Below are 23046 nucleotides of genomic sequence, written 5' to 3'. Positions count from 1 at the left end.
CCCCCACGGGACCCGGACCGGGTGTCTGTGTGCCGGGATCCGTGGATCGGGGAGGCCGCTCAAAGCTCCCCCAGAGGCTGCACGCCCCGGCCGACGATGCCGGAAGTCCCCCAAAACCTTCCCGGCATCGCCCCATTAGACCCACGGGCCTGCCCGATGGTTACGTTGCGGCCCCTGTGATCTGCGTCTCGCGTGAAGGAAGTGTGTGCGAGATGCGAAGGGGGATCACTAGCGGAAGGAGCGCAGCCGCAGGCTGTTGGTGACCACGAAGACCGAGGAGAAGGCCATCGCGGCCCCCGCGATCATCGGGTTGAGCAGTCCGGCGGCCGCCAGCGGCAGCGCCGCGACGTTGTAGCCGAAGGCCCAGAACAGGTTGCCCTTGATGGTGGCCAGGGTCCGCCGGGAGAGCCGGATCGCGTCCGCCGCCACCCGCAAGTCTCCCCGTACCAGGGTCAGATCGCTCGCCTCGATCGCCGCGTCGGTCCCGGTGCCCATCGCCAGGCCCAGGTCGGCCTGGGCGAGCGCGGCCGCGTCGTTGACCCCGTCGCCGACCATGGCGACCGTACGGCCCTCGGCCTGCAGTCGGCGTACGACGTCCACCTTGTCCTGCGGGAGGACCTCGGCGATGACCTCGTCGATGCCCACCTCGCGGGCCACCGTCTCGGCGACGGCCCTGTTGTCGCCGGTCAGCAGCACCGGGGTCAGCCCCAGGGCCCGCAGCCGGGACACCGCCTCGGCGCTGGTCTCCTTGACCGCGTCGGCCACGGTCAGCACCCCGCGCGCCTCCCCGTCCCAGGCCACCAGGACGGCGGTGGAGCCCGCGGCCTCGGCGGCGGCCTTGGCCTCGGCCAGGGCGGCCGGCAGCGTGATCGACCAGTCGGCCAGCAGCTTCTCGCGGCCCACCAGGACGGCGTGTCCGTCGACCACGCCCTGGACGCCGAGGCCGGCGAGGTTCTCGAAGTTCTCCGGGACCGGCAGGGCCCCTGCCCTCTCGGCGGCGCCGGTGGCGATGGCCCGCGCGATCGGGTGCTCGGAGGCGTGTTCCAGGGATCCGGCCAGGCGCAGCAGTTCGGCCTCGTCCACGCCCTCGGCGGGGTGCACGCCGGCCAGGGTCATCCGGCCCGTGGTCACGGTGCCGGTCTTGTCCAGGACGATGGTGTCCACGCGGCGGGTGGACTCCAGTACCTCCGGGCCCTTGATCAGGATCCCGAGCTGCGCGCCCCGCCCGGTGCCGACCATCAGCGCGGTCGGTGTGGCCAGGCCCAGGGCGCACGGGCAGGCGATGATCAGGACGGCCACGGCCGCGGTGAACGCGGCCGTCGGGTTGTCGGTGATCAGCAGCCAGGTCACCCAGGTGCCCAGGGCCAGGACGAGCACGATCGGCACGAAGACGCCGGAGATCCGGTCGGCGAGGCGCTGCACCTCGGCCTTGCCGTTCTGCGCGTCCTCGACCAGCCTGGCCATCCGGGCGAGCTGGGTGTCGGAGCCGACCCGGGTCGCCTCGACGACCAGGCGGCCGGAGGCGTTGACGGTGGCGCCGGTGACGGCGTCGCCGACGGCGACCTCGACCGGGACGGACTCGCCGGTCAGCATGGAGGCGTCCACGGCGGAGCTGCCCTCGACGACGGTGCCGTCGGTGGCGATCTTCTCGCCGGGCCGGACGACGAACCGGTCGCCGACGGCCAGCGCGCTCACGGGGATGCGCACCTCGGCGCCCCCGCGCAGGACGGCCACGTCCTTGGCGCCCAGGCGCATCAGGGCCTTGAGGGCGGCGCCCGCCTTCCGCTTCGAGCGGGCCTCCAGGTAGCGGCCGAGCAGGATGAAGCTGACGACTCCGGCGGCCACCTCCAGGTAGATCGCCGAGGAGCCGTCGGTGCGGGAGACGGAGAAGTCGAAGCCGTGGCGCATGCCGGGCATTCCGGCGTGGCCGAAGAACAGGGCCCACAGCGACCAGGCGAACGCCGCTCCGGTGCCGACGGAGACCAGGGTGTCCATGGTGGCGGCGCCGTGCCGGGCGTTGGTCCAGGCGGCCTTGTGGAAGGGGAAGGCGCCCCAGACGACGACGGGGGCGGCGAGGGTGAGCGAGAGCCACTGCCAGTTGTCGAACTGGAGGGCCGGGACCATCGCGAGCAGTACGACGGGCAGTGAGAGCGCGGCGGAGACCAGGAGGCGCTGGCGCAGGGCGGCCAGTTCGGGGTCGCGCGGGGCTTCCCCGGGCTCCTCGACCCCTCCGGCCTGCGGCTCCGGTTCGGGCTCCGGCGGCGGGGGCTCCTCGGCGGTGTAGCCGGTCTTGACGACGGTCGCGATGAGGTCGGCGACCGCCACGCCTTCGCCGTACGAGACCTTGGCCTTCTCGGTGGCGTAGTTCACCGAGGCGGTGACCCCGTCCATCCGGTTCAGCTTCTTCTCGATGCGGGCCGCGCAGGAGGCGCAGGTCATCCCGCCGATGGTCAGCTCGACCTCGGCGGCGGCGGTCGCCGCTTGCGCCACCGCTATGGGTCCGTCGTGCACTGTGCTGCTGCTCATGTTCCGGCTCCAGGGGGATGGCCGGGCCGTACGGAACCAGTATGAGCTGGCCGGTACGGCCCGGCGGGGTACTGCGGGGTACTGCGGGTTCTGCGGAAGAGGAAGGGCTCAGACCTGGCCGGCGAGCTCGTACCCGGCCTCGTCGACGGCGGCGCGCACGTCGGCCTCCTCGAGCGGGGCGGCCGAGACCACGGTGACCTCGCCGGTCGCGGCGACGGCCTTGACCGAGCTGACGCCCGCCAGGGCGGAGAGCTCGGTGGTGACCGCGCCCTCGCAGTGCCCGCAGGTCATGCCGGTCACCCGGTAGACGGTGGTGGTCTGGGTGTCCGTGTCGGCGCTCATGTCGTTCTCCTCTTCAAGGGCGTATCCGGGCGGCGGGAACCGGTGGATCGCTCCACTGTGCCCCGACACTCAGAGACTATACCCCTAGGGGGTATCGATGCGAGCATTCGCCGGGATCTTTCGCGGAGGCGGCGACGGGGCGCCGCCCCGGGCGCTGTGAAGTGGACAAGCTCCGGAAACCGTATGTAAATGGCACATATGGCGCACTCGGGGACGACTCTTATCCTGATCATGGCGATCGCGGTGCTCGCCCCCCTGCTTGCGTACGGGGTCTCGCGCTGGCTGCCCGTTCCGCTGGTGATCTTCGAGATCCTGCTGGGCATCCTGGTCGGGCCCGACATCCTCGGGTGGGCGCACTCGGACCAGGTGATCGACGTACTGAGCGAACTCGGCCTGGCCATGCTGATCTTCCTGGCCGGCTATGAGATCCAGTTCTCCCAGGTCAAGGGCGACACCCTGAAACGGTCGGTGTGGGCCTGGCTGGCCGCCCTCGTACTGGGGCTCGGCATCGGGCTGCTGCTGTCGGGCGGCGGATTCGACAAGGGCGTCTACATCGGCACCGCGCTCACCAGTACCGCCCTGGGCACGATCCTGCCGGTCCTGCGGGACGCCGGGGACACCCAGAGCCGGTTCGGCTCCGTGATGATGGCGATGGGCGCGGTCGGTGAGTTCGGCCCGATCATCGCGATGGCGCTGCTGCTCAGCGGGCGGGCGCCGGGCCGCTCGGCGGCCCTGCTGATCGCCTTCGCGGTGCTCACGGCAGCGGCGGTGTTCTGGGCGATGCGGCCCAAGCCGCCCTGGTTCTCCCGGGTCATCGCCCGGACCCTGCACAGCAGCGGGCAGTTCGCGGTGCGGCTGGTGGTGCTGATGCTCGTGGCGTTCCTGGCCCTCGCCGAGGTGCTCGGCCTCGACGTGCTGCTCGGTGCCTTCGCCGCCGGGCTGATCACCCGTCTGGTCCTGCACGGGGCCGCCCCGGAGAGCAGCGAGGTGGTGCTCTCGAAGGTGGAGGCCATGGGCTTCGGCTTCCTGGTTCCGCTGTTCTTCGTGGTCACCGGGATCGAATTCGACCTGAAGGCGCTGCTCGAAGGCGGGCGGGTGCTTCTGCTGCTGCCGGTCTTCCTGCTGCTGTTCCTCGTCGTGCGCGGGCTGCCCCTGTGGCTGCTGGCCCCCCGGGACCTCGGTCGGCGGGACCGGTCGGCGCTGGTGCTGTTCGGTTCCACGGCGCTGCCGCTGGTGGTGGCGATCACCACCCTCGGCGTGCAGGACGGCAAGCTCGGGTCGGGGGAGGCGGCGGCGCTGGTGGGGGCCGGAATGGTCTCCGTACTGGTGTTTCCGCTGCTGGGGCTGCGGTTGCGGTCGCGGGCCCCGGAGGCCGGGTCCGTGGCGGGCGGCTCCGGGGCGGCCGGTGGGTCGGGGGTGCGGGTCAGCGAGGAGGAGGCGTGGTGAGCATCGGGTCCAGGTAGCGCAGCAGGACGGTCTTCAGCTCGGCGACGTACGCGGCGCGTTCGGCGCCCTCGCTGGCCAGGATCAGTTCGAGCGAGGACTTGACGATGCCGAGGACCATGTGGGCGACGTGGGTGAGCTCGGCCGGCTCCGGTGACCCGGCCGCGGCCGGGGTGCAGGCGCGCAGCACCGCCTCGACCCGGGTCAGCATCCCGGCGTGCAGTTCCTCGTGCTCCTGGGCGATGCCGGGGATGCCGGAGCCGTGCATGAGCGCCAGGAAGGCCGGGTTCTCGCAGTTGAAGGCGACGACCGGGTCCAGGACGGCGTCGAGCAGCTCCGGCAGCGGCCGTTCCAGGTTCTCCGGGAGGAAGGCCTGGCCGTGCGCCTCGTGGGCGCGCTGGAGCAGCTGGCCGCCCAGCTCGACGGCGATGGCCTCCTTGTTCGGGAAGAACTGGTAGAGCGTGCCCGGGGACACGCCGGCCTCGCGGGCGATGGCATTGGTGCTGGCGGCGGCGTAACCCGTACGGCAGAACACCCCGGCGGCGGCCGACAGGAGCTGGGCGATGCGGCGCTCCCCGCGGGCCTGGCGGCGGCGGGGGGCGGTTTCTGGGGTCGCTCCGGGGGCCGCTTCGGAGGTCGCTTCGACGGCATCGGGTGCCGTCGCTCCGGTGGCCGTTTCGTCCGCTTTGCCGGTGCTCTTGGTCCTAGAGCTCTCCCGCATGTCCAATCCCTTGCTTCCCGTTGCTTCCCGTGGGTGATTGACAAACGCGAGAGATCGCTCGCATTCTTGGGGAACGCGAGCGACTGCTCGTATTTGCCAGTCTATGTGGCCTGGTAACCACGGTGAAGGGGACACCGACTCATGTCCGAAGTCAAGAAACCGCCGTCGCCCGGGGAGGGCGGCCGGTGGACCCGGTTCGTCACCGCACGTCCGAGGCTCTCGCTGCTGCTCGCGCTCGTGGTCACGGCACTGGCCGTCTTCGCGGGGGGCGGAGCCGCGGACCGCATGGGCAGTGGCGGCTGGGAGGACCCGGGCGCCCGGTCCACCTACGCCACCGAGGCCCTGGAGCGCGAGTTCCCGGGCTCCCAGCCCAATCTGCTCCTGCTCGTCGACGCCGGGGCCGGGGTGGGGGCCGCCGGGGTGGACGATCCGGCCGTCGCCGCCGAAGCCGAGCGACTGACGGCCGAGCTCGCCGCGGAGCACGGGGTGACCGGCGTGGGCTCGTACTGGCAGACCCGACTGCCCACCCTGCGCTCCGAGGACGGCCGCCAGGCACTGATAGCCGCCCGGGTGCTCGGAGACGAGAAGACCGTCACCACCGTGCTCGACCGGATCGCCCCGCGCTACCGGGGTGAGCACGGCCCGGTGAAGGTCTCCCTCGGCGGACCGGCCGCCGTCCAGCGCGAGGTCACCTCCACCATCCAGGAAGACCTGCTGCGCGCCGAGCTGATCGCCCTGCCCGTCACGCTCGTCCTGCTCATCCTCGTCTTCGGCAGCGCCATCGCGGCCCTGCTGCCCCTCGGCGTCGGCATCGTCGCCATCATCGGGACCAATGCGGTGCTGCGCGGTCTCACCGAATTCACTGACGTCTCCGTCTTCGCGCAGAACCTGACCACCGCGCTCGGGCTCGGACTCGCCATCGACTACGCCCTGTTCATCGTGCGCAGGTTCCGCGAGGAGCTCGCCGCGGGGCGCGATCCGGTGGCGGCCGTCGGAGTCACCCTGCGGACCGCCGGGCGCACGGTCCTCTTCTCGGCGCTGACCGTCGCCGTCTCCCTCTCGGCCATGCTGTTCTTCCCGATGTACTTCCTGCGCTCCTTCGCCTACGCCGGGGTCGCGGTGGTCCTGCTCGCAGCAGCCGCCGCGCTGATCCTGCTCCCGGCGGCGCTGGTGCTGCTCGGCGAGCGGGTCAACTCCTTCGACCTGCGGAGGCTGTGGCGGCGGCGCCGGACGGCCGCCGGAGGCAGCGCGGCCGGGGACGGGGCCGGGGGCGGTCGGGGCTGGGCCCGGCTGACCGGGCTCGTGATGCGACGCGCCCCGCTGTTCGCACTGGCCACCACGGCCGGACTCCTCTTCCTCGGACTGCCCTTCCTCGGGGTGAAGTTCGGCACGGTGGACGACCGGCAGCTGCCGAAGACCGCCGAATCGCACGTGGTGTCACAGCAGATACGGGACGCCTTCCCGGGCAGTCCCGGCGGCGCGCTGACCGTGCTGACCGAGGGGGCGCCCGCCGCGGCCGACCTCGACGGCTACAAGCGGCGGGTGGAGGCCCTGCCCGGGGTGCTGCGGGTGGACGGGCCGGTGAGCTCCGCCTCCGGCGGCGGGTACGCGTACCTCTCGGTCCTCACCGAAGGCGAGGCCGTGGGGGAGCGGGCCCAGGACCTGGTGGGCCAAGTCCGCAAGGTGGATGCCCCCTTCGAGACCTCCGTGACCGGACAGGCGGCGGTGCTCGTCGATGCCCGCAGCGCCATAGCCGAGAAGCTGCCCCTGGCGCTGGGTGTCGTGGTGCTGGCCACGCTGCTCCTGGTCTTCCTGCTCACCGGGAGCGTGCTGATACCCCTCCAGGCGGTCCTGCTCAACGCACTGAGCCTGACCGCGATGTTCGGCGCGGTGGTCTGGGTCTTCCAGGACGGGCACCTCTCCGGACTGCTCTCCTTCACCGCCACCGGCGACATCGAGACCACCCTGCCCGTGCTGATGTTCTGCATCGCCTTCGGACTCTCCATGGACTACGGGGTGTTCCTCATATCCCGGATCAAGGAGGAGTACGACCGGACCGGGGACCACGAGGGAGCGGTGCGCACCGGACTGACTCGCACGGGCGGACTGATCACCGCCGCGGCCGTGATCCTGGCGGTGGTGATGGTCGCCATCGGCAGCTCGAGGGTGACGAACACCAAGATGCTGGGCCTCGGCATCGCACTGGCCGTACTGATGGACGCGATGATCGTCCGGAGCCTGCTGGTCCCGGCGGTCATGAAGCTGACCGGGAAGGCCACCTGGTGGGCGCCGGCGCCGCTGCGCAGACTGCACGAACGGTTCGGCCTGAGCGAGGGCGGGGGCGAGGCCGAGCCGGCCGCCGGGGAGGCGGAGGTGGAGCCCGTACCGGCGGGGAGCCGTTAGAGGCCGGCGGACGGGGCCCGGGAGGGCCCGTCCCCGGCCAGGTGGCCGGGATCAGTCCTCGCGGCGCCCCCGGTTGCCCGGGCGGCGGGCCACCCAGGTCCGGATGGTATCGGCGTACCAGTAGGGCTTTCCGCCCTCCACATGGTCGGGCGCGGGCAGCAGCCCGTGCTTGCGGTAGGAGCGCACGGTGTCCGGCTGGACCCGGATGTGAGCGGCGATCTCCTTGTACGACCACAGCTGTCGGTCGCTCATCCTCGACACCTCCTTGTCCACGTCGCGGGGGCCGGCCGGGAGGCCGTCGGGGGAGCCGGCGCGTGGACACTGACGATCACTCAAGTTCTGCCCGGGGAACGACGGGCGGTGATGTGAGGGGAGGGGCTGTCGGTCGGCTGTGACGGAAAACCCGCGTAATGGGGATATGCGTGACAGAAAGGAGACTCCTGTGACACGGACGGCACATACCGCCCATGCGGCCCAAGCAGCCCATGTGGCTCATGCAGACCATGCCGCCCAAGCCGCCCAAGCGGCACATGTGGCACAGGGGTAAGCCGGAGTGCCGGCCGGGAGGGTGCGGCCGGGAGGGGCCGGCCGGGGCCCGGTTCAGCGGTAGAGGGCCGGGCGCTCCGCCAGCTCCACGAGGGTCCGTACGCCGCTGCGCGCCGCGGCCAGGCCCGCCTCGGAGACGGCCGCAGCCGCGTAGCCGTCCCACGCGTCGGGCCCGTCCACCCGGCCCCGGGAGGCCGCGGTGACCCAGCGGCGCAGCTGGCGGTCGTAGGCGTCGGCGAACCGCACCGTGAAGTCCTGGTCGATCTCCCCGCCCCACCGGCCCGCCGACTGGACGACCATCGCGTGGCCGTCGCCGATCCTGGCGCTGCCGGACTCTCCGACCGCCTCGCACTGGACCTGGTAGCCGAAGCCGCAGTTGACGAAGATCTCCACGTCCACGACGGCCCCGCCGGAGGTCTCCATGAGGACGAGCCGGGGATCGCGCAGCCCCTCGCGGGCGGCGGAGGTGGGCGTGGGCGAGAGCACGGTCACGGCGGTGATCTCCTGGCCCAGCAGCCAGCGGGCCGCGTCCACCTCGTGCACCACCGAGTCGCTGATCAGCATGTCGCTCGTGAAGAAGGACGGGGAGGAGGCGTTGCGGTGGCGGCAGTGCAGGAAGAGCGGCCGCCCGATGCCGCCCTGGTCGAGCAGTTCCTTGAGCCGGGCGTACTCGGCGTCGTAGCGCCGCATAAAGCCCACCTGGACGAGCCGGCGCCCCTGCCGGGCCTCGGCCTCCATGATCCGCAGGGAGCCCGCCGGATCCGGGGTCAGCGGCTTCTCGCAGAGCACCGGCAGTCCCCGTTCCAGCGCGTGCAGGATCGCTTCCTCGTGGGCCGGACCGGGCGAGGCGATCAGCACCGCGTCCACGCCGGGCGCGGCTATCGCGGCCGCCGGATCGGTGTGCGCACCCGCGCCCTCCAGCCCGGCCGCGACCTCCTTGACCCGGTCCCCGTCCGGGTCGGCCACGGCCACCACCCGGGCCCCGCCGACGGTCCGCCCGATCCGGCGGACGTGGTCGGAGCCCATCTTCCCGGTGCCGATGACGGCGATGCCGAGCGTGCTGGTCATGTCGGGTTCTCCTCCGTGAGGGGTGGCGGGGCGGTTCGGGGTGCGGTCAGCGGGCGCCGCAGGAGCGCAGGTAGGCGCGGGTGCGGCGGGCGATCGGCAGCGGCCGGTCGGGCGGGCACGGGTACATGTCCTGCTCCACGATGGCGAACAGGTCCACGCCGAGCCGCTGGGCGGCCGCCAGCACCGGTTCCAGCGCGGGCACCCCGGCGGGCGGCTCGCACATCACCCCCCGGGCCACGGCCGGCCCGAAGGGCACCTCCTGGGCGAGGACTTCGGCCAGGATCCGCGGGTCCACCTGCTTGAGGTGCAGGTAGCCGATGCGCTCCGCGAAGGTCTCGATGGCCTCGACGCTGTCCCCGCCGCAGTACGCGTAGTGCCCGGTGTCCAGACAGAGCGAGACCAGCGCGGGATCGGTGGCGTCCAGGAACCGGGCCACGTTCTGCGGGGTGTCGATGTGCGTGTCCGCGTGCGGATGGACGACGATCCGCAGCCCGTACAGATCCTGGACCCGGCGCCCCAGCCGCTCGGTCTGGGTGGTCAGTTCACGCCATTGGCCGGGCGTCAGGGTGCGGTCCTCCAGGACCTCGCCCGTCTTGTCGTCCCGCCAGAAGGAGGGGATCACGACGAGGTGCGCCGCGCCCATGGCCCGGGTGAGTTCCGCGATCCGCGACACGTGCCCCCAGGTGTCCTCCCACACGGCGGGCCCGTGATGGAGTCCGGTGAAGACGGTTCCGGCGGACACCCGCAGGCCGCGCCCACCGACCTCGTCGGTGAGCCGGACGGGATCGGTGGGCAGATAGCCGTAGGGCCCGAGTTCGATCCACTCGTACCCGGCGTCGGCGACCTCGTCGAGGAACCGCTCCCACGGTGTCTGCCGAGGATCGTCGGGGAACCAGACACCCCAGGAGTCCGGAGCCGAACCGACGCGGATACGGGTCAACGCGGGCGATGAGGACGTCATGCGGCCACCTTAAAGTGCGAGGCTCGAAGGGACGGGGAGCATGGGGCCGGGAGGAATGGCGTGGTGATGAGTACGGATCCGTTGGCGTTCGACCTGATCACGATGGGGCGCATCGGGGTGGATCTCTACCCGCTGAAGACGGGCGTACCGCTCGGGGAGGCGGACACCTTCGGGAAGTTCCTGGGCGGTTCCCCGACCAACGTCGCGGTCGCGGCGGCCCGGCTGGGGCGGCGGACGGCGGTGATCACGCGGACCGGCGCGGACCCCTTCGGGGCGTATCTGCGGGCGGAGCTGCGCGGGTTCGGGGTGGACGACCGCTGGGCCGGCGAGGTGGCGCGGTACCCGACCCCCGTCACCTTCTGCGAGATCTTCCCGCCCGACCACTTCCCGCTGTACTTCTACCGCTACCCGAAGGCACCGGACTTGGAGATCCGCGCGGAGGAGGTGGACCTCGACGCCGTCCGGGCCGCGCGGGTGTTCTGGATGACGGGTACGGGGCTCAGCGCCGAGCCGAGCCGGTCGGCGACCCTGGGCGCGCTGGAGGCACGGGCGAAGGCCGGGATCACCGTCTTCGACCTGGACTGGCGCCCGATGCTGTGGCCCTCGGGGGGCGGGCAGGCATCCGGGGACCCGGGCGGCCCGGCATCCGGGGACGCGGCCGGGCCAGCGCCCGGTGACCCGGGCCCCGTCGAGTGGTACCGCCGGGCCCTGGCCCTCGCGACGGTGGCCGTCGGCAACGCCGAGGAGTGCGCGATCGCCACCGGCGAGACCGAGCCGCACGCGGCGGCCCGCGCCCTGCTCGCGGCCGGGGTCGAGCTGGCGGTGGTCAAACGGGGACCCGAAGGAGTCCTGGCCGTCCACCGGGACGGGACGGTGGCGGAGCTCCCGCCGGTGCCGGTGAACGTGGTCAACGGGCTGGGCGCGGGGGACGCGTTCGGCGGGGCCCTGTGCCACGGACTGCTCGCGGGATGGGAGCTGGAGCGGGTGATCCGCTACGCGAACGCGGCCGGGGCGATCGTGGCCTCGCGCCTCGCCTGTTCCACGGCGATGCCGTTCGCGGAGGAAGTGGAGGAGGTGCTCGGCCGTGCCGGTGGTGTCTGAGCGGGTGATGGAGTGGACGAGGCTGCTCGTGCTCGACCTCGCGCCGGGGGAGGCGTACGCGCACGACTGCGGGGACGCGGAATGGATCGTGCTCCCGCTGTCCGGCGGCTGCCAGGTCCGCTGCGAGGAGCTGCCCGGATCCGTCCCGCACCTCTTCGAACTGCACGGCCGGCGCGGGGTGTTCGACGCGGTCACCGACTTCGCCTACCTCCCCCGCGACGGGCGCGCCGGGATCACGTCCGCCGCAGGCGGGCGGTTCGCGCTCGTCGGGGCGCGCTGCGAGCGAGTGCTCCCCGCACGGTACGGGCCCGCCCGGGAGGTCCCCGTGGAGCTGCGCGGGGCCGGTCAGTGCTCGCGGCAGGTCAACAACTTCGCCGCCGCCGACTCCTTCGACTGCGACCGGCTCATCGCCGTCGAGGTGCTCACCCCCGGCGGGAACTGGTCCTCGTACCCGCCCCACAAGCACGACGAGCACCGGCCCGGCGAGGAATCCCGCCTGGAGGAGATCTACTACTTCGAGATCCGGGACCACGAGGGCACGCCCGGCCTCGGCTACCAGCGTGTCAGCCCGTCCCCCGCCGGGAAGACCGACATCCTCACCGAAGTGAGGACCGGGGACGCCGTGCTCATCCCGGACGGCTGGCACGGGCCCTCCATCGCCGCACCCGGCCATGACATGTACTACCTCAACGTCATGGCGGGACCCGGCGCCACCGGCGCGCCCCGCCAGTGGCTGATCCGCGATCACCCCGATCACGGCTGGATCCGCTCCACCTGGACCGCTCAGGAAGTCGACCCCCGGCTGCCCTTCTACCGCGCGGAGGACCCCGTATGACGCCGACGACCGGGACCGGAAGGTACGTCCGGCTCACCGTCGCGCAGGCCCTCGTCCGGTTCCTCGGCAGCCAGTACACCGAGCGCGACGGGCGGCGCAGCCGGCTGATCGCGGCCACCTGGGGGATCTTCGGCCACGGGAACGTCGCCGGGATCGGGCAGGCGCTGCTGGAGAGCGGCCCCGAGGCCATGCCGTTCCTCCAGGGCCGCAACGAGCAGGCCATGGTGCACGCCGCCGTCGGCTACGCCCGGCAGAGCGGGCGGCTCTCCGCGCACGCCGTCACCACCTCCATCGGTCCCGGGGCCACCAACCTCGTCACCGGGGCGGCGCTGGCCACCATCAACCGGATCCCGGTGCTCCTGCTGCCCGGGGACACCTTCGCCACCCGCCCCGCCGACCCCGTGCTCCAGCAGCTCGAAGTCCCGTACGCGGGTGACATCTCCGTCAACGACACCCTGCGGCCCGTCTCCCGATACTTCGACCGCGTCACCCGCCCCGAAGCCCTGATCCCCGCGGCCCTCCAGGCGGTCCGGGTGCTCACCGACCCGGTGCGGACCGGCGCCGTCACCCTGGCCCTGCCCCAGGACGTGCAGGCCGAGGCGTACGACTGGCCCGAGGAGTTCTTCGCCGAGCGGGTGTGGTCCGTGCGCCGCCCCCGCCCCGACCGCTCGGAGCTCGCGCACGCGGCCGAGGCGGTACGGGGCTGCGCGCGCCCGCTGATCATCGCCGGCGGCGGGATCCGGCACAGCGGGGCCGAGGCGGCCCTGGCGGAGTTCGCCGGGGCCACCGGGATCCCGGTGGCCTCCACCCAGGCGGGCAAGGGGGCGCTGCCCTGGGACCACCCCGCCGACGTGGGCGGGATCGGGCACACCGGCACGGCCACCGCCGACGCGCTGGCCCGCGAGGCCGATCTGGTGATCGCGGCCGGGACCCGGCTCACGGACTTCACCACCGCGTCCTCGACCCTCTTCCGCGAGCCCGGCGTCAGGTTCCTCGGGCTCAACCTCGACCCGTACGACGCCCACAAGTACGCCGCCCGCCCCTTGGTCTGCGATGCGCGAGTGGGCCTGGAAGACCTCCGGGACGCGCTTTCCGGGTACCGCGTGGACCCCGGGCACGTGTCGGCGTACAAAGAGAAGAAGAGGGAATGGGAGCTGCTGGTCGACCGGGCCTGCGCGGCTCCCGACGAGGACGCCCTCCCGACGCAGGCCCAGGTGCTCGGGCTGCTCGACGGGCTCGTGGACGACACCGACATCCTCATCAACGCCGCCGGCTCGCTCCCCGGGGACCTGCACAAGCTGTGGCGGACCCGGTCCCGGGACCAGTACCACGTGGAGTACGGCTACTCCTGCATGGGCTACGAGATCCCGGCCGCGATCGGGGTGGCGCTGGCCGCCCCCGGCCGCCCCGTGTGGGCGCTGGTCGGAGACGGGACGTACCTGATGAACCCCACCGAGATGGTCACCGCCGTGCAGGAGGGGATCCCCGTCAAAGTCGTCGTCCTCGACAACCACGGCTACGCCTCGATCGGAGGGCTGTCGGCGGCGGTGGGCGGCGAGGGCTTCGGGACGGCGTACCGCTTCCGGGCGCTGGACGGTTCGTACACCGGGGACCCCCTTCCGGTGGACCTCGCGGCCAACGCGGCCTCCCTCGGGATGGTCGTCATCTGCGCCCGGACCGTGCGTGACCTGCGGAAAGCCCTCGCCGAGGCGCGGGCTTCGGACCGTCCCACATGTGTCTACGTGCAGACCCGAACACCCGACACTGTGTCGGGCCCACCCCCGGCACAGGCATGGTGGGATGTTCCTGTGGCCGAGACCGCGACCCGTGCGGAAGCGGCCCAGGCCCGCGAAGAGTACGACCGGCAAGCCGCGCAGCGACGTCGCCATCTGTGAAGGAGCAAGGCATGAAGACCGTCAACCACTGGATCGGTGGCAAGACCGTCGAGGGCGCGTCGGGCAACTACGGCCCGGTCACCGACCCCGCCACCGGCGAGGTCACCACGCAGGTCGCCCTCGCGTCCGCCGACGAGGTCGACGCGGCCGTACAGGTCGCCAAGGAGGCGTTCCTGTCCTGGGGCCAGTCCTCGCTGGCCGCCCGCACCAAGGTGCTGTTCGCCTACCGCGCCCTGCTGGACGCCAACCGCGACGCGATCGCCGAGCTGATCGTCGCCGAGCACGGCAAGGTCCACTCGGACGCGCTGGGCGAGGTCGCCCGCGGCCTGGAGATCGTCGAGCTGGCCTGCGGGATCACCGTGCAGCTCAAGGGCGAGCTGTCCACGTCCGTCTCCAGCCGCGTGGACGTCTCCTCGATCCGCCAGCCGATCGGTGTGGTCGCGGGCATCACCCCGTTCAACTTCCCGGCGATGGTGCCGATGTGGATGTTCCCGCTGGCCGTGGCCTGCGGCAACACCTTCATCCTGAAGCCGAGCGAGAAGGACCCCTCGGCCTCCACCCTGCTGGCCCAGCTGGCCAGCCAGGCCGGTCTGCCGGCGGGCGTGCTCAACGTGGTCCACGGTGACAAGGTCGCCGTCGACGCGCTCCTCGCGCACCCCGACATCGCGGCCGTCTCCTTCGTGGGCTCGACCCCGATCGCCCGCCACATCCACACCACCGCCTCCGCCAACGGCAAGCGCGTCCAGGCCCTGGGCGGCGCCAAGAACCACATGCTGGTGCTGCCGGACGCCGACCTGGACGCGGCCGCCGACGCGGCGGTCTCCGCCGCCTACGGCTCGGCCGGCGAGCGCTGCATGGCCATCTCCGCGGTCGTCGCCGTCGGCTCCATCGCCGACACCCTCGTCGACAAGATCCGCGAGCGTGCCGAGAAGATCAAGATCGGCCCCGGCAACGACCCGACCTCCGAGATGGGCCCGCTGATCACCGCCGCCCACCGCGACAAGGTCGCCTCCTACGTGACGGGCGCCGCCGCCCAGGGCGCGGACGTGATCCTGGACGGCACCGGCTACACCGTCGAGGGCAACGAGAACGGCCACTGGATCGGCCTCTCGCTGCTGGACAACGTCAAGACCGACTCCGACGCCTACCGCGACGAGATCTTCGGCCCGGTGCTGTGCGTGCTGCGCGTCGAGACCTACGAGGAGGGCGTGGCGCTCATGAACGCCTCGCCGTTCGGCAACGGCACGGCGATCTTCACCCGCGACGGCGGCGCCGCCCGCCGCTTCCAGCTGGAGATCGAGGCCGGCATGGTCGGCGTCAACGTCCCGATCCCGGTGCCGGTGGGCTACCACTCCTTCGGCGGCTGGAAGGACTCCCTCTTCGGGGACCACCACATCTACGGCAATGACGGCATCCACTTCTACACCCGGGGCAAGGTCGTCACGACCCGCTGGCCCGACCCGTCGGACGCCCCGGCCGGCGTGGACCTCGGGTTCCCGCGCAACCACTGACCGGTTGCACGTTTCGTAGGACCGCACACCGCCGGACCGCTCGCCCCCCGCAACCCTCACCGCGGGGGGCGAGCCCGTTTCCGGCCGTGGTCAGAGCAGGGACCAGACGTCCGTCTGCGCCGTAGCGGACCAGACCGCGTCGCCGTGGCCGTAGCCCGGGACGAGGGTGAACGCCACCCGCCCGTTGCCGCCCGCGCGGATCAGTGCCGCGCCGCGCGCGTGGTCCCCGCGGCCCAGTTCGGTGTTGATCCACACCACTTCGGCGCCGATCCGGTCCCAGTCGATCGCGTACGTCTTCCCGTCGCCCGCCCACAGCGCCGCCAGATCCCGCATCAGGGCGGTCGGGATCAGCCCGCTGCCCAGGCCGGCCGTGGCCGCGTGCCAGGTGGCGAGCGGGGTGTGGGTCAGGGTGAAACGGTCCTCGGCCGGGGTCCCGCCGAAGGCGTAGGAGCCCGCGCTGTGGCCCTGGGAGTAGATCCAGTTCGCGGGGCCGGGCAGTGCCGAGGTGCGGATCAGCGCGAAGTGGGCGAGCCCGGCGTTGGTGAAGCGCAGCGCGGGATCCGGCGGCCAGGGGACCGGGGAGGGGGCCGCCGGGTCGGTGACGGCCCGCGCGACCAGCGCCGCCAGGCCCGGGTCGGTGGCGTACGTACCCTGCGCGAGCTGGGCCTCGCACGCGTCCCGGAGCAGGGCCGCCCGTTCGGCCCGGTCGCCGGTGTACGGGCCGGTCGTGTCCAGGGCCACCACCCGGGTCAGCCGCGCCGAGGGGTCGTGCGAGGCCGCGTCCAGCGCGAGGGCGGCCCCCGCGGAGTGCCCGGCGTACTGGTACGGCAGCCCGAGTACGCCGTCCAGCGCCGCCACGACCGCGGCCAGATCCCGGCGGTGCGCCGCGAGCCCCCAATCGGCGGTGACCTCGGCCGCCGTGGCGGAGTCCTCGCGCGGGGTGACGCCTACGACCAGCAGGCCCTGGCGGAGCAGGTGGTGGGCGAGGCCGGAGTCCGGGGAGGCCGCCGTGTGCGGCGTGAGGAACTCGGCGGCGAAGTTCAGGCCGCCGCCCGGCAGGAGGTACGCGATCCCGTGCGGAGCCCGCCGCGGATCCGCGAGCACGTCCACCGTGACCGGAGCCGGGCCGCCGTCCTCGAGCGGGAGCGTCAGCCGGATCCAGCCGTCGCCCGGCAGGTACGCGGCGGTCCCGGTGCCCAGCGTCCGCTCGATGCGGGTCAGCAGCCCGATCCCGTGGGCGGTGGGATCCGGGGCCGCCGGACCGTCCGCGGACGCCTCGCCGGGAACCGGCCGGCCGGGCCGCCCTGCCTCGCCGTGCTGTCGTTCCATCGGTGGCGCCTCCCCCTAGCGGTGATGGCTGGATGCCGTCGCCTGGGGACACCCTTACCGGTCAGCGGGCTCCAGCCAAGTCCGGGACGGATTCCGGCCGTTCGGACCCGGACCGGCGGCGTCGGCGCAGCACCCGCAGGGCGATGGCCGCGCCCGCCAGCACCAGGAGGAGGCCCAGGGCGGGCCACGGAACGGCGAGGAAGTCCGTAGCGGATTCGGACACCAGGTCGGGGTAGGCCGAGGCGCCGGCCGCGATGTGGACGGTGACCCAGTCCGACTGCGGGGCGTCGGCCCACTCCTCGGTCAGCTCGATCCGCTGGCCCGGCAGCAGCACAAGCTTCAGCTCACGGGCCGGCCGGTCCAGGACGGTGCGGCCGAAGAGGCCCTCGGCGGAGACCGTCACCTTCGGCTCGACGACCACGTTGCCCCGGTTGACCAGCGAGTACGTGATCTTCGCGCGGGCGTCCTTGACCCAGGGCAGCAGCGGCGCCGCCCGGCTCACCTTCACGTCCTCCACGCTCAGCCCGGGGGTCACCGGTCCCGGGACCCGGAAGTAGAGCCGGGCCCCGACCTGGCGCTTCACCCCGACCTTGACCTGGCCGTCCTGCTGGACGCCCTCCACGGCCGTGTTGAGGGCGACGATTCCGCCCACGTGGTCACCGGGGGTCGCGTCCGCCGGGACCTTCACCGAGAACGGGACGTCCTTGCGGCCCTTGGCCGGCACGGTGACCGTGCCCTTCGTCTCGGGCGGCAGCGCTATCCAGGTACCGACGTCCTTGGGCTTCGTCTCCACCGGCAGCAGCGCGAAGCCGCCGCCCACCGGGGTGTTCACGGCGTCGGTGGCGAAGATCTGGAACGTCATCTCCTTGTCGGAGGAGTTCACGATCGTCGCGCTGTCCTCGACGGTGGTGCCGGCCGCGCCCTGGTGGAAGAAGTACGCGCGGTCGGTCATCGCGGCGCCGGCGGGCGGAGTCGGGAAGACCCCCCAGGTGCCGTTGTCCGCGGCCGTCGCGGTGGCCGCGGTGAGCAGGCCCGTACCCAGCAGCAGGAGCGTGACGAGCAGACCGTGGATCAGGGTGCGGGTGCGCATGGGCGGTTCTCCAGTCGGCGCGGACGGGGGCGGGGCGCGGAGGCGCGGGAGGGCGGCGGGGAAGTGCGGAAGGGTGGTGCGGCGCCGGAGCGCCGCACCACCCGGGTTGGAGCGGGGCCGTACGGGTCAGGCGATGGAGAAGGTGACGACCGACTCGTAGCTGTCCGCGAACATGAACGGCGGGAGCTGGATCATTCCGGCACCGCCGACCTCGAACTCGCCACCGGTCAGGTTGTCCCCGCCCGCGGCCTGGGAGGCGATCTTCATCGGGGTGTCGGAGATCGCACCGGGCGTACCTGCGGTGCAGGTGCTCGGGCTGTCCGCGTTGGTCACCTTGCAGGTCGGCTGGATGCCGATCTGCGCCTTGGCCATGGAGTGGCCGGTGACCTCGTTCAGGAATGGCGTACGGGTCGCCGAGACGTCCCAGCCGAGGGTCCCGCCGCGGAAGTCCTGGACGGCCATCGCGGTGAACTGACCGACGACGGACTGGGACTTGCCGTTGATGGTGACCTTGCCGAAGTTGACGGCCGGGTTGCCGGCCTGCGGGCCGATGGCCAGCGGGCCGGGCAGCACCTCGACGTCGACCGGGTTCTTCACACCGGGCTGGTCGACGACGAAGACGAAGTCCTTGTACGGGGTGATCGAACCGTCGATCTTGATCTGGTCGGCGGCCTTGGTGACGGTGATGTTGCAGGTCGCGACGCCGGCCGCGGTGGCCGTGCCGGTACCGGTGTCACCGGTGGCGACGCCCGCCTTGAGCGCGGAACAGGTGACCGCGCCCGCCGGGAAGTTGGCGCCCGTGACGGTGACCGCGGTGCCGGCCTTGCCGCTGTTGGGCGTCAGCTTGGTGGTGATCGGGTCCTTGGGCAGGGCCTCAACGGCCACCGAGCCCAGGGAGGCGCTCGGGCGCGGTGCCGGCGTGCAGGTGGTGGTGAAGACCGAGCCGGAGAGGTCTGCGTCGACCACCGACAGGTCCAGCGCGACGTCGACCGTGGTGCCCTCGGTGCCGTCCGGGATCTTGATGGTCCCGGAGAACGCCTTGGGGTCGAGCGGCTGCCCGGCCACGACGCTGACCGTCTCCGGCGGGCTGGTGACCACCTGGGTGGTGGCCCCGACCTTGAGGGTGACTTTGGAGGTGTTCACCGTCGTGACGGAGAAGCCGGGGAGCAGGGGGCTGGCGCCCGGGTCGATGGTGATCGGGACGACATCGCCGGCCTTGGCACCGTCGGGCAGGGTGATCGTGTAGTTCTGGTTGCCGGAACCGTCCGCCTGAGGTGCCGGGGCGTCACAGTTCTCGAAGACGGGGGTGGTCTTCGTCGCGGCCTGCGCGGAGCCTGCCAGGCCCACCACGCCGCCCGTCAGGGCCAGGGACAAAGCGCCCGCCCCGGCCAGAACTCTTCGTCGGAACGTTGTACTCACTGGGTCGCGACTCCTTCGTCATACGAACCCTCCCCCCACCCGCTGTGTGGGGGAGGTCGAGCCGGTGCGGTGGCCGACATTGACGCGTCGCGGGATTGAGAAGTCAATGACTTGCTTTCGCCCGAAGCACACAGAAATTGATGTGCCATCAGGCCGGGTGGCGGACCGGCCGGGATACCGACCGGACGGTGAGCTGGGCGGGTGGGGCGGATGGGGCTGCCGGATGCGCCCGCTCCGGTCCTGAGCTGGGCCTCGGCGCGCGCCGGACCGGTGCCCCAGCCCGCCCCCGGTGGCTCCCCGCCGGGGCGGGCGGGAGCGCCGCCGGCGGGTGTCCCCGTACGGGCTACTCGGCGGCCGGGAGGTGCAGCAGCAGGTTCGGCGTTCCGGCCGGCAGGCCCGTGATCCGGTCCGGCACGGCGCTGCGCCGAAGGGTTTCGGCCACCTGCGCGGGCGTCTTGCGCGGGCCCCCGGCCGCGAGGCCCTCCGCGAGCACCAGGGCGGCGACGCCCGCTGCGTGCGGGGCCGCCATGGAGGTGCCGGAGGCGCGGGCCAGGGCCGTCGCGGAGCCCTTCCAGGCCGAGACGACGGCCACGCCCGGGGCGGAGAGGTCCACGCAGCGACCGTAGTCGGAGAAGGTCGCCCGCCGGTCCTCGGCGTCCGTCGCGCCCACGGTGACCGCCTGCGGGACGCCGGCCGGGGAGCCGGTGCAGGCGTCCTCGGCAGAGTTGCCGGCCGCCACGGTGAAGGTGATCCCGGACGCGATCGCCCGCGTCACGGCCCGGTTCAGGGCGTAGCTGTAGCCGCCGCCCAGGCTCATGTTCGCCACGGCCGGGACGCCCGGCGACTTCAGGGAGTCCCGCACCATCCAGTCGATGCCGCCCGTGATGGCCGACAAGGTCGCCTCCCCGCGGCAGTCGGCCACCTTCACGGCGACGAGCGAAACCCCCTTCGCGACCCCGTAGGTGGCCCCGCCGACGGTCCCCGCGACGTGCGTGCCGTGGCCGTTGCAGTCGGTGAAGCCCTCCGTGAACACCGCGTTGGCGCCCCAGCGGGCGCGGCCGCCGAACTCCTGGTGCAGGGTGTTGATCCCGGTGTCCACGATGTACGCGGTGACCCCCTGCGCCTTCGTCGGGTACGTGTACGAGCCGTCGAGCGGGAGCCCGGTCTGGTCGAGCCGGTCCAGGGACCAGGGCGCGGGCGTCTGTACGAGGGGCTGGACCTCGGTGTCGTTCGTCCGGAACACCGCGTCGGGCTCCACGGACGCCACCCGGGGATCGGCGGCGAGTTCGGCGGCGCGGGCCGCGGTGGTGCGGACGGCGAAGCCGTTCAGCGCGGTGTCGAAGACCGTCCCGACCCGGCCGCCGGAGGCCTCGGCCTCGGCGGCGAGGGCGCGGGTGGCGGCGACGGCGGAGACGCGGGAGGTGCTGTCCTTGAGGACGACCACGTAGGGGGCGGTGGGGGGTTCGGCATCGGTGGCGGCTGCGGCGTCGGCGCCGGGCGCCACGGCGGTGGCCGCCGCCAGCAGGGCGGCGGCCGGGAGCAGCGCGGAGAGTGGGCTCATGCGGCCGATGCTCGGCGAGCCGCGGTCCGGCCGCGCGGAGGGTGCGCCGACTGGCCCCACGACACGCCGCCGCGGGAGCTAGGGGGTGTCCGGAAAGGCTCACCGCGTTCGGATCTTGCCGACCTGACCGACGAGATCTGGAAGAGACGGCCTAGACCGGGGCGATGGGCCAGCCGCGCATGGCGAAGACGCCTTCGTCGAGGGCGCCGGCCGCTTCGTAGGTGGCCAGCGCGGCCTCGTTGTCGGTGTCGACGCCCACCCACATGCCGTAACAGCCGCGCGCCTTGGCCTCGGCGGCGAGTGCCTGCGTCAGGGCGCGGCCGATGCCGCGCCGCCGGTAGCCCTCGTCCACGGAGAGCTCGTACAGGCACATCTCGGTGCCCTTGTCGGGGTGGCTCATCTCGATGCCGGAGACCATTCCGGCGGGTACGCCGTCCACGTAGGCGATGAGCATCAGGTGCCCGGGGGCGGCGAGGAACCGCTCGGACCAGTCCGGGCGGACGGGCCCGTCGAAGAGGGGTTCCGCGGCTTGGAGTTCGGCGGGGGTGCGGGCGGCTCGGATGTCCATGGCGGCGACGATAACGGCCCGGTGTCCGGGGGAGAGCGGGATTTCGCTACGGCGTGGCGCGTCGCGCGCGGCTCCCGCCCCGGGTCAGGTGGCGGTCGGGTCCGCCGTGCGCAGGGCGAGGGCGGCCGCGAAGCCGGGCGGGGCGGGGAGATCCGCCAGGGTCCAGCCGGGGATCGGTGCCGGGGTGGCGGCGGAGCCGACGTAGGGCTCGGCCAGGCCCAGCGCCACGCCCGTCCCGGTGGCCTTGAGGCAGGCCTCCTTGCGGGACCACACGCGGGCCAGCGCCTGCGGCCGGTCCGGCTCGGCGAGCGCCGTGAGTTCGGCGGTCTCCGCCGGGTGCAGGTTGTCCAGTACGGCGGCCACCACGGCCGCGCCCGGAACGGCCTCCACGTCCACGCCGACGGGTACTCGCGCGAAGGCGAGGTAGGCCAGGCCGTCGCTGTGCGAGAGGGAGAAGTGCGGGGCGCTGCCGCCGTCGTGGCGCGCGTCGGCGGCGACGGCGGGCCGGCCGTGCGGGCCGCCGCAGCACGGGCACTCCTCGCGGATGAACGCCACCTCGGCCGGAGCCAGCCCCAGGTAGGCGCCGAGCAGCACCCGCAGTCCCAGGTGCGAGGCCACGTATTGGTGCCGGGCGTCCGCCTTCAGCAGCTGCTCGGCGCGATCGCGCTCGGCCGCGTCCAGCACCGGCAGCGCCTCGTCGACACGGAGCCCGCCGACCACGTCCAGCGTGGTGTCCAGGGACCACACCGAAGGCAGCACCCCGACGCGCGGCGCGTCGGCGCCGAGCCGGTTCACGCCCAGGTCGTCCGCATGCGTGGTCACCTCGAAAGCCTAACCGCACGCGGTGTGAAGGGAGTCCGAGCGTGCGGATCAGCGGGTGTGGCTCGTCGCCGGATGGGCCGGGGCGCCGTCGTGCGTCTTCGCTCCGGGGGACGGGGTGCCGTCGGTCCAGGCGTAGACGTTCTTTCCGCGCACCGCGACCTGGTACTGGTAGTAGTCGCGGCATTCGGGGCTCGCCTCGGCCCGGATGTCGCCCGGCCACCACTTGGCCGCCAGCGCCGTCCGCGCGTTCTTCTTCGGCTTGCCCGCCGAGCACTGCGGACCGTCGAGCGGGGTCGCGCCCAGCGTGAACCGGATCAGCCGGGCCCCGCCGTCGGTCCGCGCCTTTATTCGGACGTCGGTGGCGTCCTTCGGTATCCAGCCGGGCAGTACCCACGCCGGCTTCCCGCGCGTCGGTGCGTCGGCGGCCGTCGCGAACCGCTTGCCCTTCTCCTTGAACACGTGGTCGTTGATCGTGTCGGTCAGGGGGTTGTTCGGCAGGTTGGGGAGGGCGATGGCGGCGGTGGCGAGGACTCCGACGGTTGCGGCGGCGATGACGAGAGGACGGCGGCTCATGTCTACGAGTATTCGTGGCGGGATCCGTAACCCGCGTCCCTCTCGAGGACGAACCGGATCTCTGCCGAAAGAGTGACACCGACTCATACCTGAGTCCCGGTCCCGCCCTTGGACAGGAGGCCGCGGAGCCGGAGCCTGAGGCTTACGCCGTCGCTACGAGGCTCTGGGTAAAGTGCCCTGACCTGCACGAAAACCCTCCCCGGGGGGAGGGTTCGGGGCGGGACGCGGGAAGTGCCCCCGGCAGGACTCGAACCTGCGGCCAAGTGCTTAGAAGGCACCTGCTCTATCCACTGAGCTACGGGGGCCGGAAGGTGGCCGTGGTGGCCTGGAGC

Annotated in this window: 19 protein-coding genes and 1 tRNA gene; 6 read left to right on the top strand and 14 right to left on the bottom strand. The window is 72.7% G+C overall.

Features of this window, described 5'->3' with window-relative positions; translation table 11 throughout:
• Nucleotides 1-228 precede the first annotated feature (228 nt).
• Both OHU74_RS12420 and OHU74_RS12415 read right to left on the bottom strand, forming a co-directional pair.
• Nucleotides 229-2526 (bottom strand): heavy metal translocating P-type ATPase, encoded by a 2298-nt coding sequence (locus OHU74_RS12420; RefSeq protein ID WP_371615950.1) that lies wholly within the window; start codon nucleotides 2524-2526, stop codon nucleotides 229-231.
• A 108-nt stretch (nucleotides 2527-2634) separates the two neighbouring features.
• Nucleotides 2635-2868 carry a heavy-metal-associated domain-containing protein gene (locus OHU74_RS12415; RefSeq protein ID WP_371615948.1) on the bottom strand — a complete coding sequence of 78 codons (234 nt, stop codon included), beginning with the start codon at nucleotides 2866-2868 and terminating at the stop codon, nucleotides 2635-2637.
• Between the two features lie 198 nt (nucleotides 2869-3066).
• On the opposite strand from OHU74_RS12415, the gene OHU74_RS12410 reads away from it, so the two are divergent.
• Entirely contained in the window at nucleotides 3067-4314 is a 1248-nt protein-coding gene (locus OHU74_RS12410; protein WP_371619661.1) for a cation:proton antiporter, read from the top strand.
• On the opposite strand, the gene OHU74_RS12405 is transcribed toward OHU74_RS12410, so the two are convergent.
• Nucleotides 4292-5032 (bottom strand): TetR/AcrR family transcriptional regulator, encoded by a 741-nt coding sequence (locus OHU74_RS12405; protein ID WP_371615947.1) that lies wholly within the window; start codon nucleotides 5030-5032, stop codon nucleotides 4292-4294. The two genes, OHU74_RS12410 and OHU74_RS12405, sit on opposite strands and share 23 nt — an antisense overlap.
• Before the next feature lie 141 nt (nucleotides 5033-5173).
• Here OHU74_RS12405 and OHU74_RS12400 point away from each other — a divergent pair, with 141 nt between their 5' ends.
• Nucleotides 5174-7435: an MMPL family transporter gene (locus tag OHU74_RS12400; protein ID WP_371615946.1), complete on the top strand. Its 2262-nt coding sequence runs from the start codon at nucleotides 5174-5176 to the stop codon at nucleotides 7433-7435.
• A gap of 51 nt (nucleotides 7436-7486) precedes the next feature.
• Here OHU74_RS12400 and OHU74_RS12395 read toward each other — a convergent pair whose 3' ends face one another.
• The 3 genes from OHU74_RS12395 to OHU74_RS12385 all read right to left on the bottom strand — a co-directional run bounded on the left by OHU74_RS12395 (nucleotide 7487) and on the right by OHU74_RS12385 (nucleotide 10010).
• Nucleotides 7487-7687: an AlpA family transcriptional regulator gene (locus OHU74_RS12395; protein WP_030297784.1), complete on the bottom strand. Its 201-nt coding sequence runs from the start codon at nucleotides 7685-7687 to the stop codon at nucleotides 7487-7489.
• Between the two features lie 348 nt (nucleotides 7688-8035).
• Nucleotides 8036-9049, bottom strand: coding sequence for a Gfo/Idh/MocA family protein (locus OHU74_RS12390; RefSeq protein ID WP_371615945.1), 1014 nt, complete (start codon nucleotides 9047-9049; stop codon nucleotides 8036-8038).
• Nucleotides 9050-9095: 46 nt separating this feature from the next.
• On the bottom strand, nucleotides 9096-10010 hold the full coding sequence (locus OHU74_RS12385; protein ID WP_371615944.1) for a sugar phosphate isomerase/epimerase family protein: 915 nt from the start codon (nucleotides 10008-10010) through the stop codon (nucleotides 9096-9098).
• 66 nt (nucleotides 10011-10076) lie between these two features.
• Between OHU74_RS12385 and iolC the strand changes: the two genes are divergently transcribed.
• Genes iolC through OHU74_RS12365 form a run of 4 tightly spaced genes read left to right on the top strand, consistent with a single transcriptional unit; the run spans nucleotide 10077 to nucleotide 15352 of the window.
• On the top strand, nucleotides 10077-11111 hold the full coding sequence (gene iolC, locus OHU74_RS12380; protein WP_371615943.1) for a 5-dehydro-2-deoxygluconokinase: 1035 nt from the start codon (nucleotides 10077-10079) through the stop codon (nucleotides 11109-11111).
• 7 nt (nucleotides 11112-11118) lie between these two features.
• Entirely contained in the window at nucleotides 11119-11946 is an 828-nt protein-coding gene (iolB, locus tag OHU74_RS12375; protein ID WP_371619660.1) for a 5-deoxy-glucuronate isomerase, read from the top strand.
• A complete protein-coding gene (gene iolD / locus OHU74_RS12370; protein WP_371615942.1) occupies nucleotides 11943-13841 on the top strand; it encodes a 3D-(3,5/4)-trihydroxycyclohexane-1,2-dione acylhydrolase (decyclizing) in 1899 nt (632 codons plus the stop codon). Before iolB ends, iolD begins: the two co-directional genes overlap by 4 nt.
• A gap of 11 nt (nucleotides 13842-13852) precedes the next feature.
• Nucleotides 13853-15352: a CoA-acylating methylmalonate-semialdehyde dehydrogenase gene (locus OHU74_RS12365; RefSeq protein WP_371615940.1), complete on the top strand. Its 1500-nt coding sequence runs from the start codon at nucleotides 13853-13855 to the stop codon at nucleotides 15350-15352.
• Nucleotides 15353-15442: 90 nt separating this feature from the next.
• On the opposite strand, the gene OHU74_RS12360 is transcribed toward OHU74_RS12365, so the two are convergent.
• The 8 genes from OHU74_RS12360 to OHU74_RS12325 form a co-directional block, all read right to left on the bottom strand.
• Nucleotides 15443-16681, bottom strand: coding sequence for a hypothetical protein (locus OHU74_RS12360; RefSeq protein WP_371615939.1), 1239 nt, complete (start codon nucleotides 16679-16681; stop codon nucleotides 15443-15445).
• 61 nt (nucleotides 16682-16742) lie between these two features.
• A complete protein-coding gene (locus OHU74_RS12355) occupies nucleotides 16743-17771 on the bottom strand; it encodes a WxL protein peptidoglycan domain-containing protein (protein WP_371615938.1) in 1029 nt (342 codons plus the stop codon).
• A 126-nt stretch (nucleotides 17772-17897) separates the two neighbouring features.
• Nucleotides 17898-19145, bottom strand: a complete 1248-nt coding sequence (locus OHU74_RS12350; protein ID WP_371615937.1) for a hypothetical protein — start codon at nucleotides 19143-19145, stop codon at nucleotides 17898-17900.
• 388 nt (nucleotides 19146-19533) lie between these two features.
• The gene (locus OHU74_RS12345) at nucleotides 19534-20751 is read right to left on the bottom strand and encodes a S8 family peptidase (protein ID WP_371615936.1); all 1218 of its coding nucleotides are present in this window, start codon (nucleotides 20749-20751) and stop codon (nucleotides 19534-19536) included.
• A 151-nt stretch (nucleotides 20752-20902) separates the two neighbouring features.
• Nucleotides 20903-21319: a GNAT family N-acetyltransferase gene (locus OHU74_RS12340; protein WP_371615935.1), complete on the bottom strand. Its 417-nt coding sequence runs from the start codon at nucleotides 21317-21319 to the stop codon at nucleotides 20903-20905.
• 84 nt (nucleotides 21320-21403) lie between these two features.
• Nucleotides 21404-22141 carry a 4'-phosphopantetheinyl transferase superfamily protein gene (locus OHU74_RS12335; RefSeq protein WP_371615934.1) on the bottom strand — a complete coding sequence of 246 codons (738 nt, stop codon included), beginning with the start codon at nucleotides 22139-22141 and terminating at the stop codon, nucleotides 21404-21406.
• A 48-nt stretch (nucleotides 22142-22189) separates the two neighbouring features.
• Nucleotides 22190-22714, bottom strand: coding sequence for a hypothetical protein (locus OHU74_RS12330; protein WP_371615933.1), 525 nt, complete (start codon nucleotides 22712-22714; stop codon nucleotides 22190-22192).
• 232 nt (nucleotides 22715-22946) lie between these two features.
• Nucleotides 22947-23019 (bottom strand) — tRNA-Arg (locus tag OHU74_RS12325).
• Between the last annotated feature and the right edge of the window lie 27 nt (nucleotides 23020-23046).

It is taken from the genome of Streptomyces sp. NBC_00454 (assembly GCF_041434015.1).
Taxonomy (GTDB): domain Bacteria; phylum Actinomycetota; class Actinomycetes; order Streptomycetales; family Streptomycetaceae; genus Streptomyces.
Note: the sequence above shows the minus strand (reverse complement) of the source record. Positions and strands in the feature narration are given on the sequence as shown.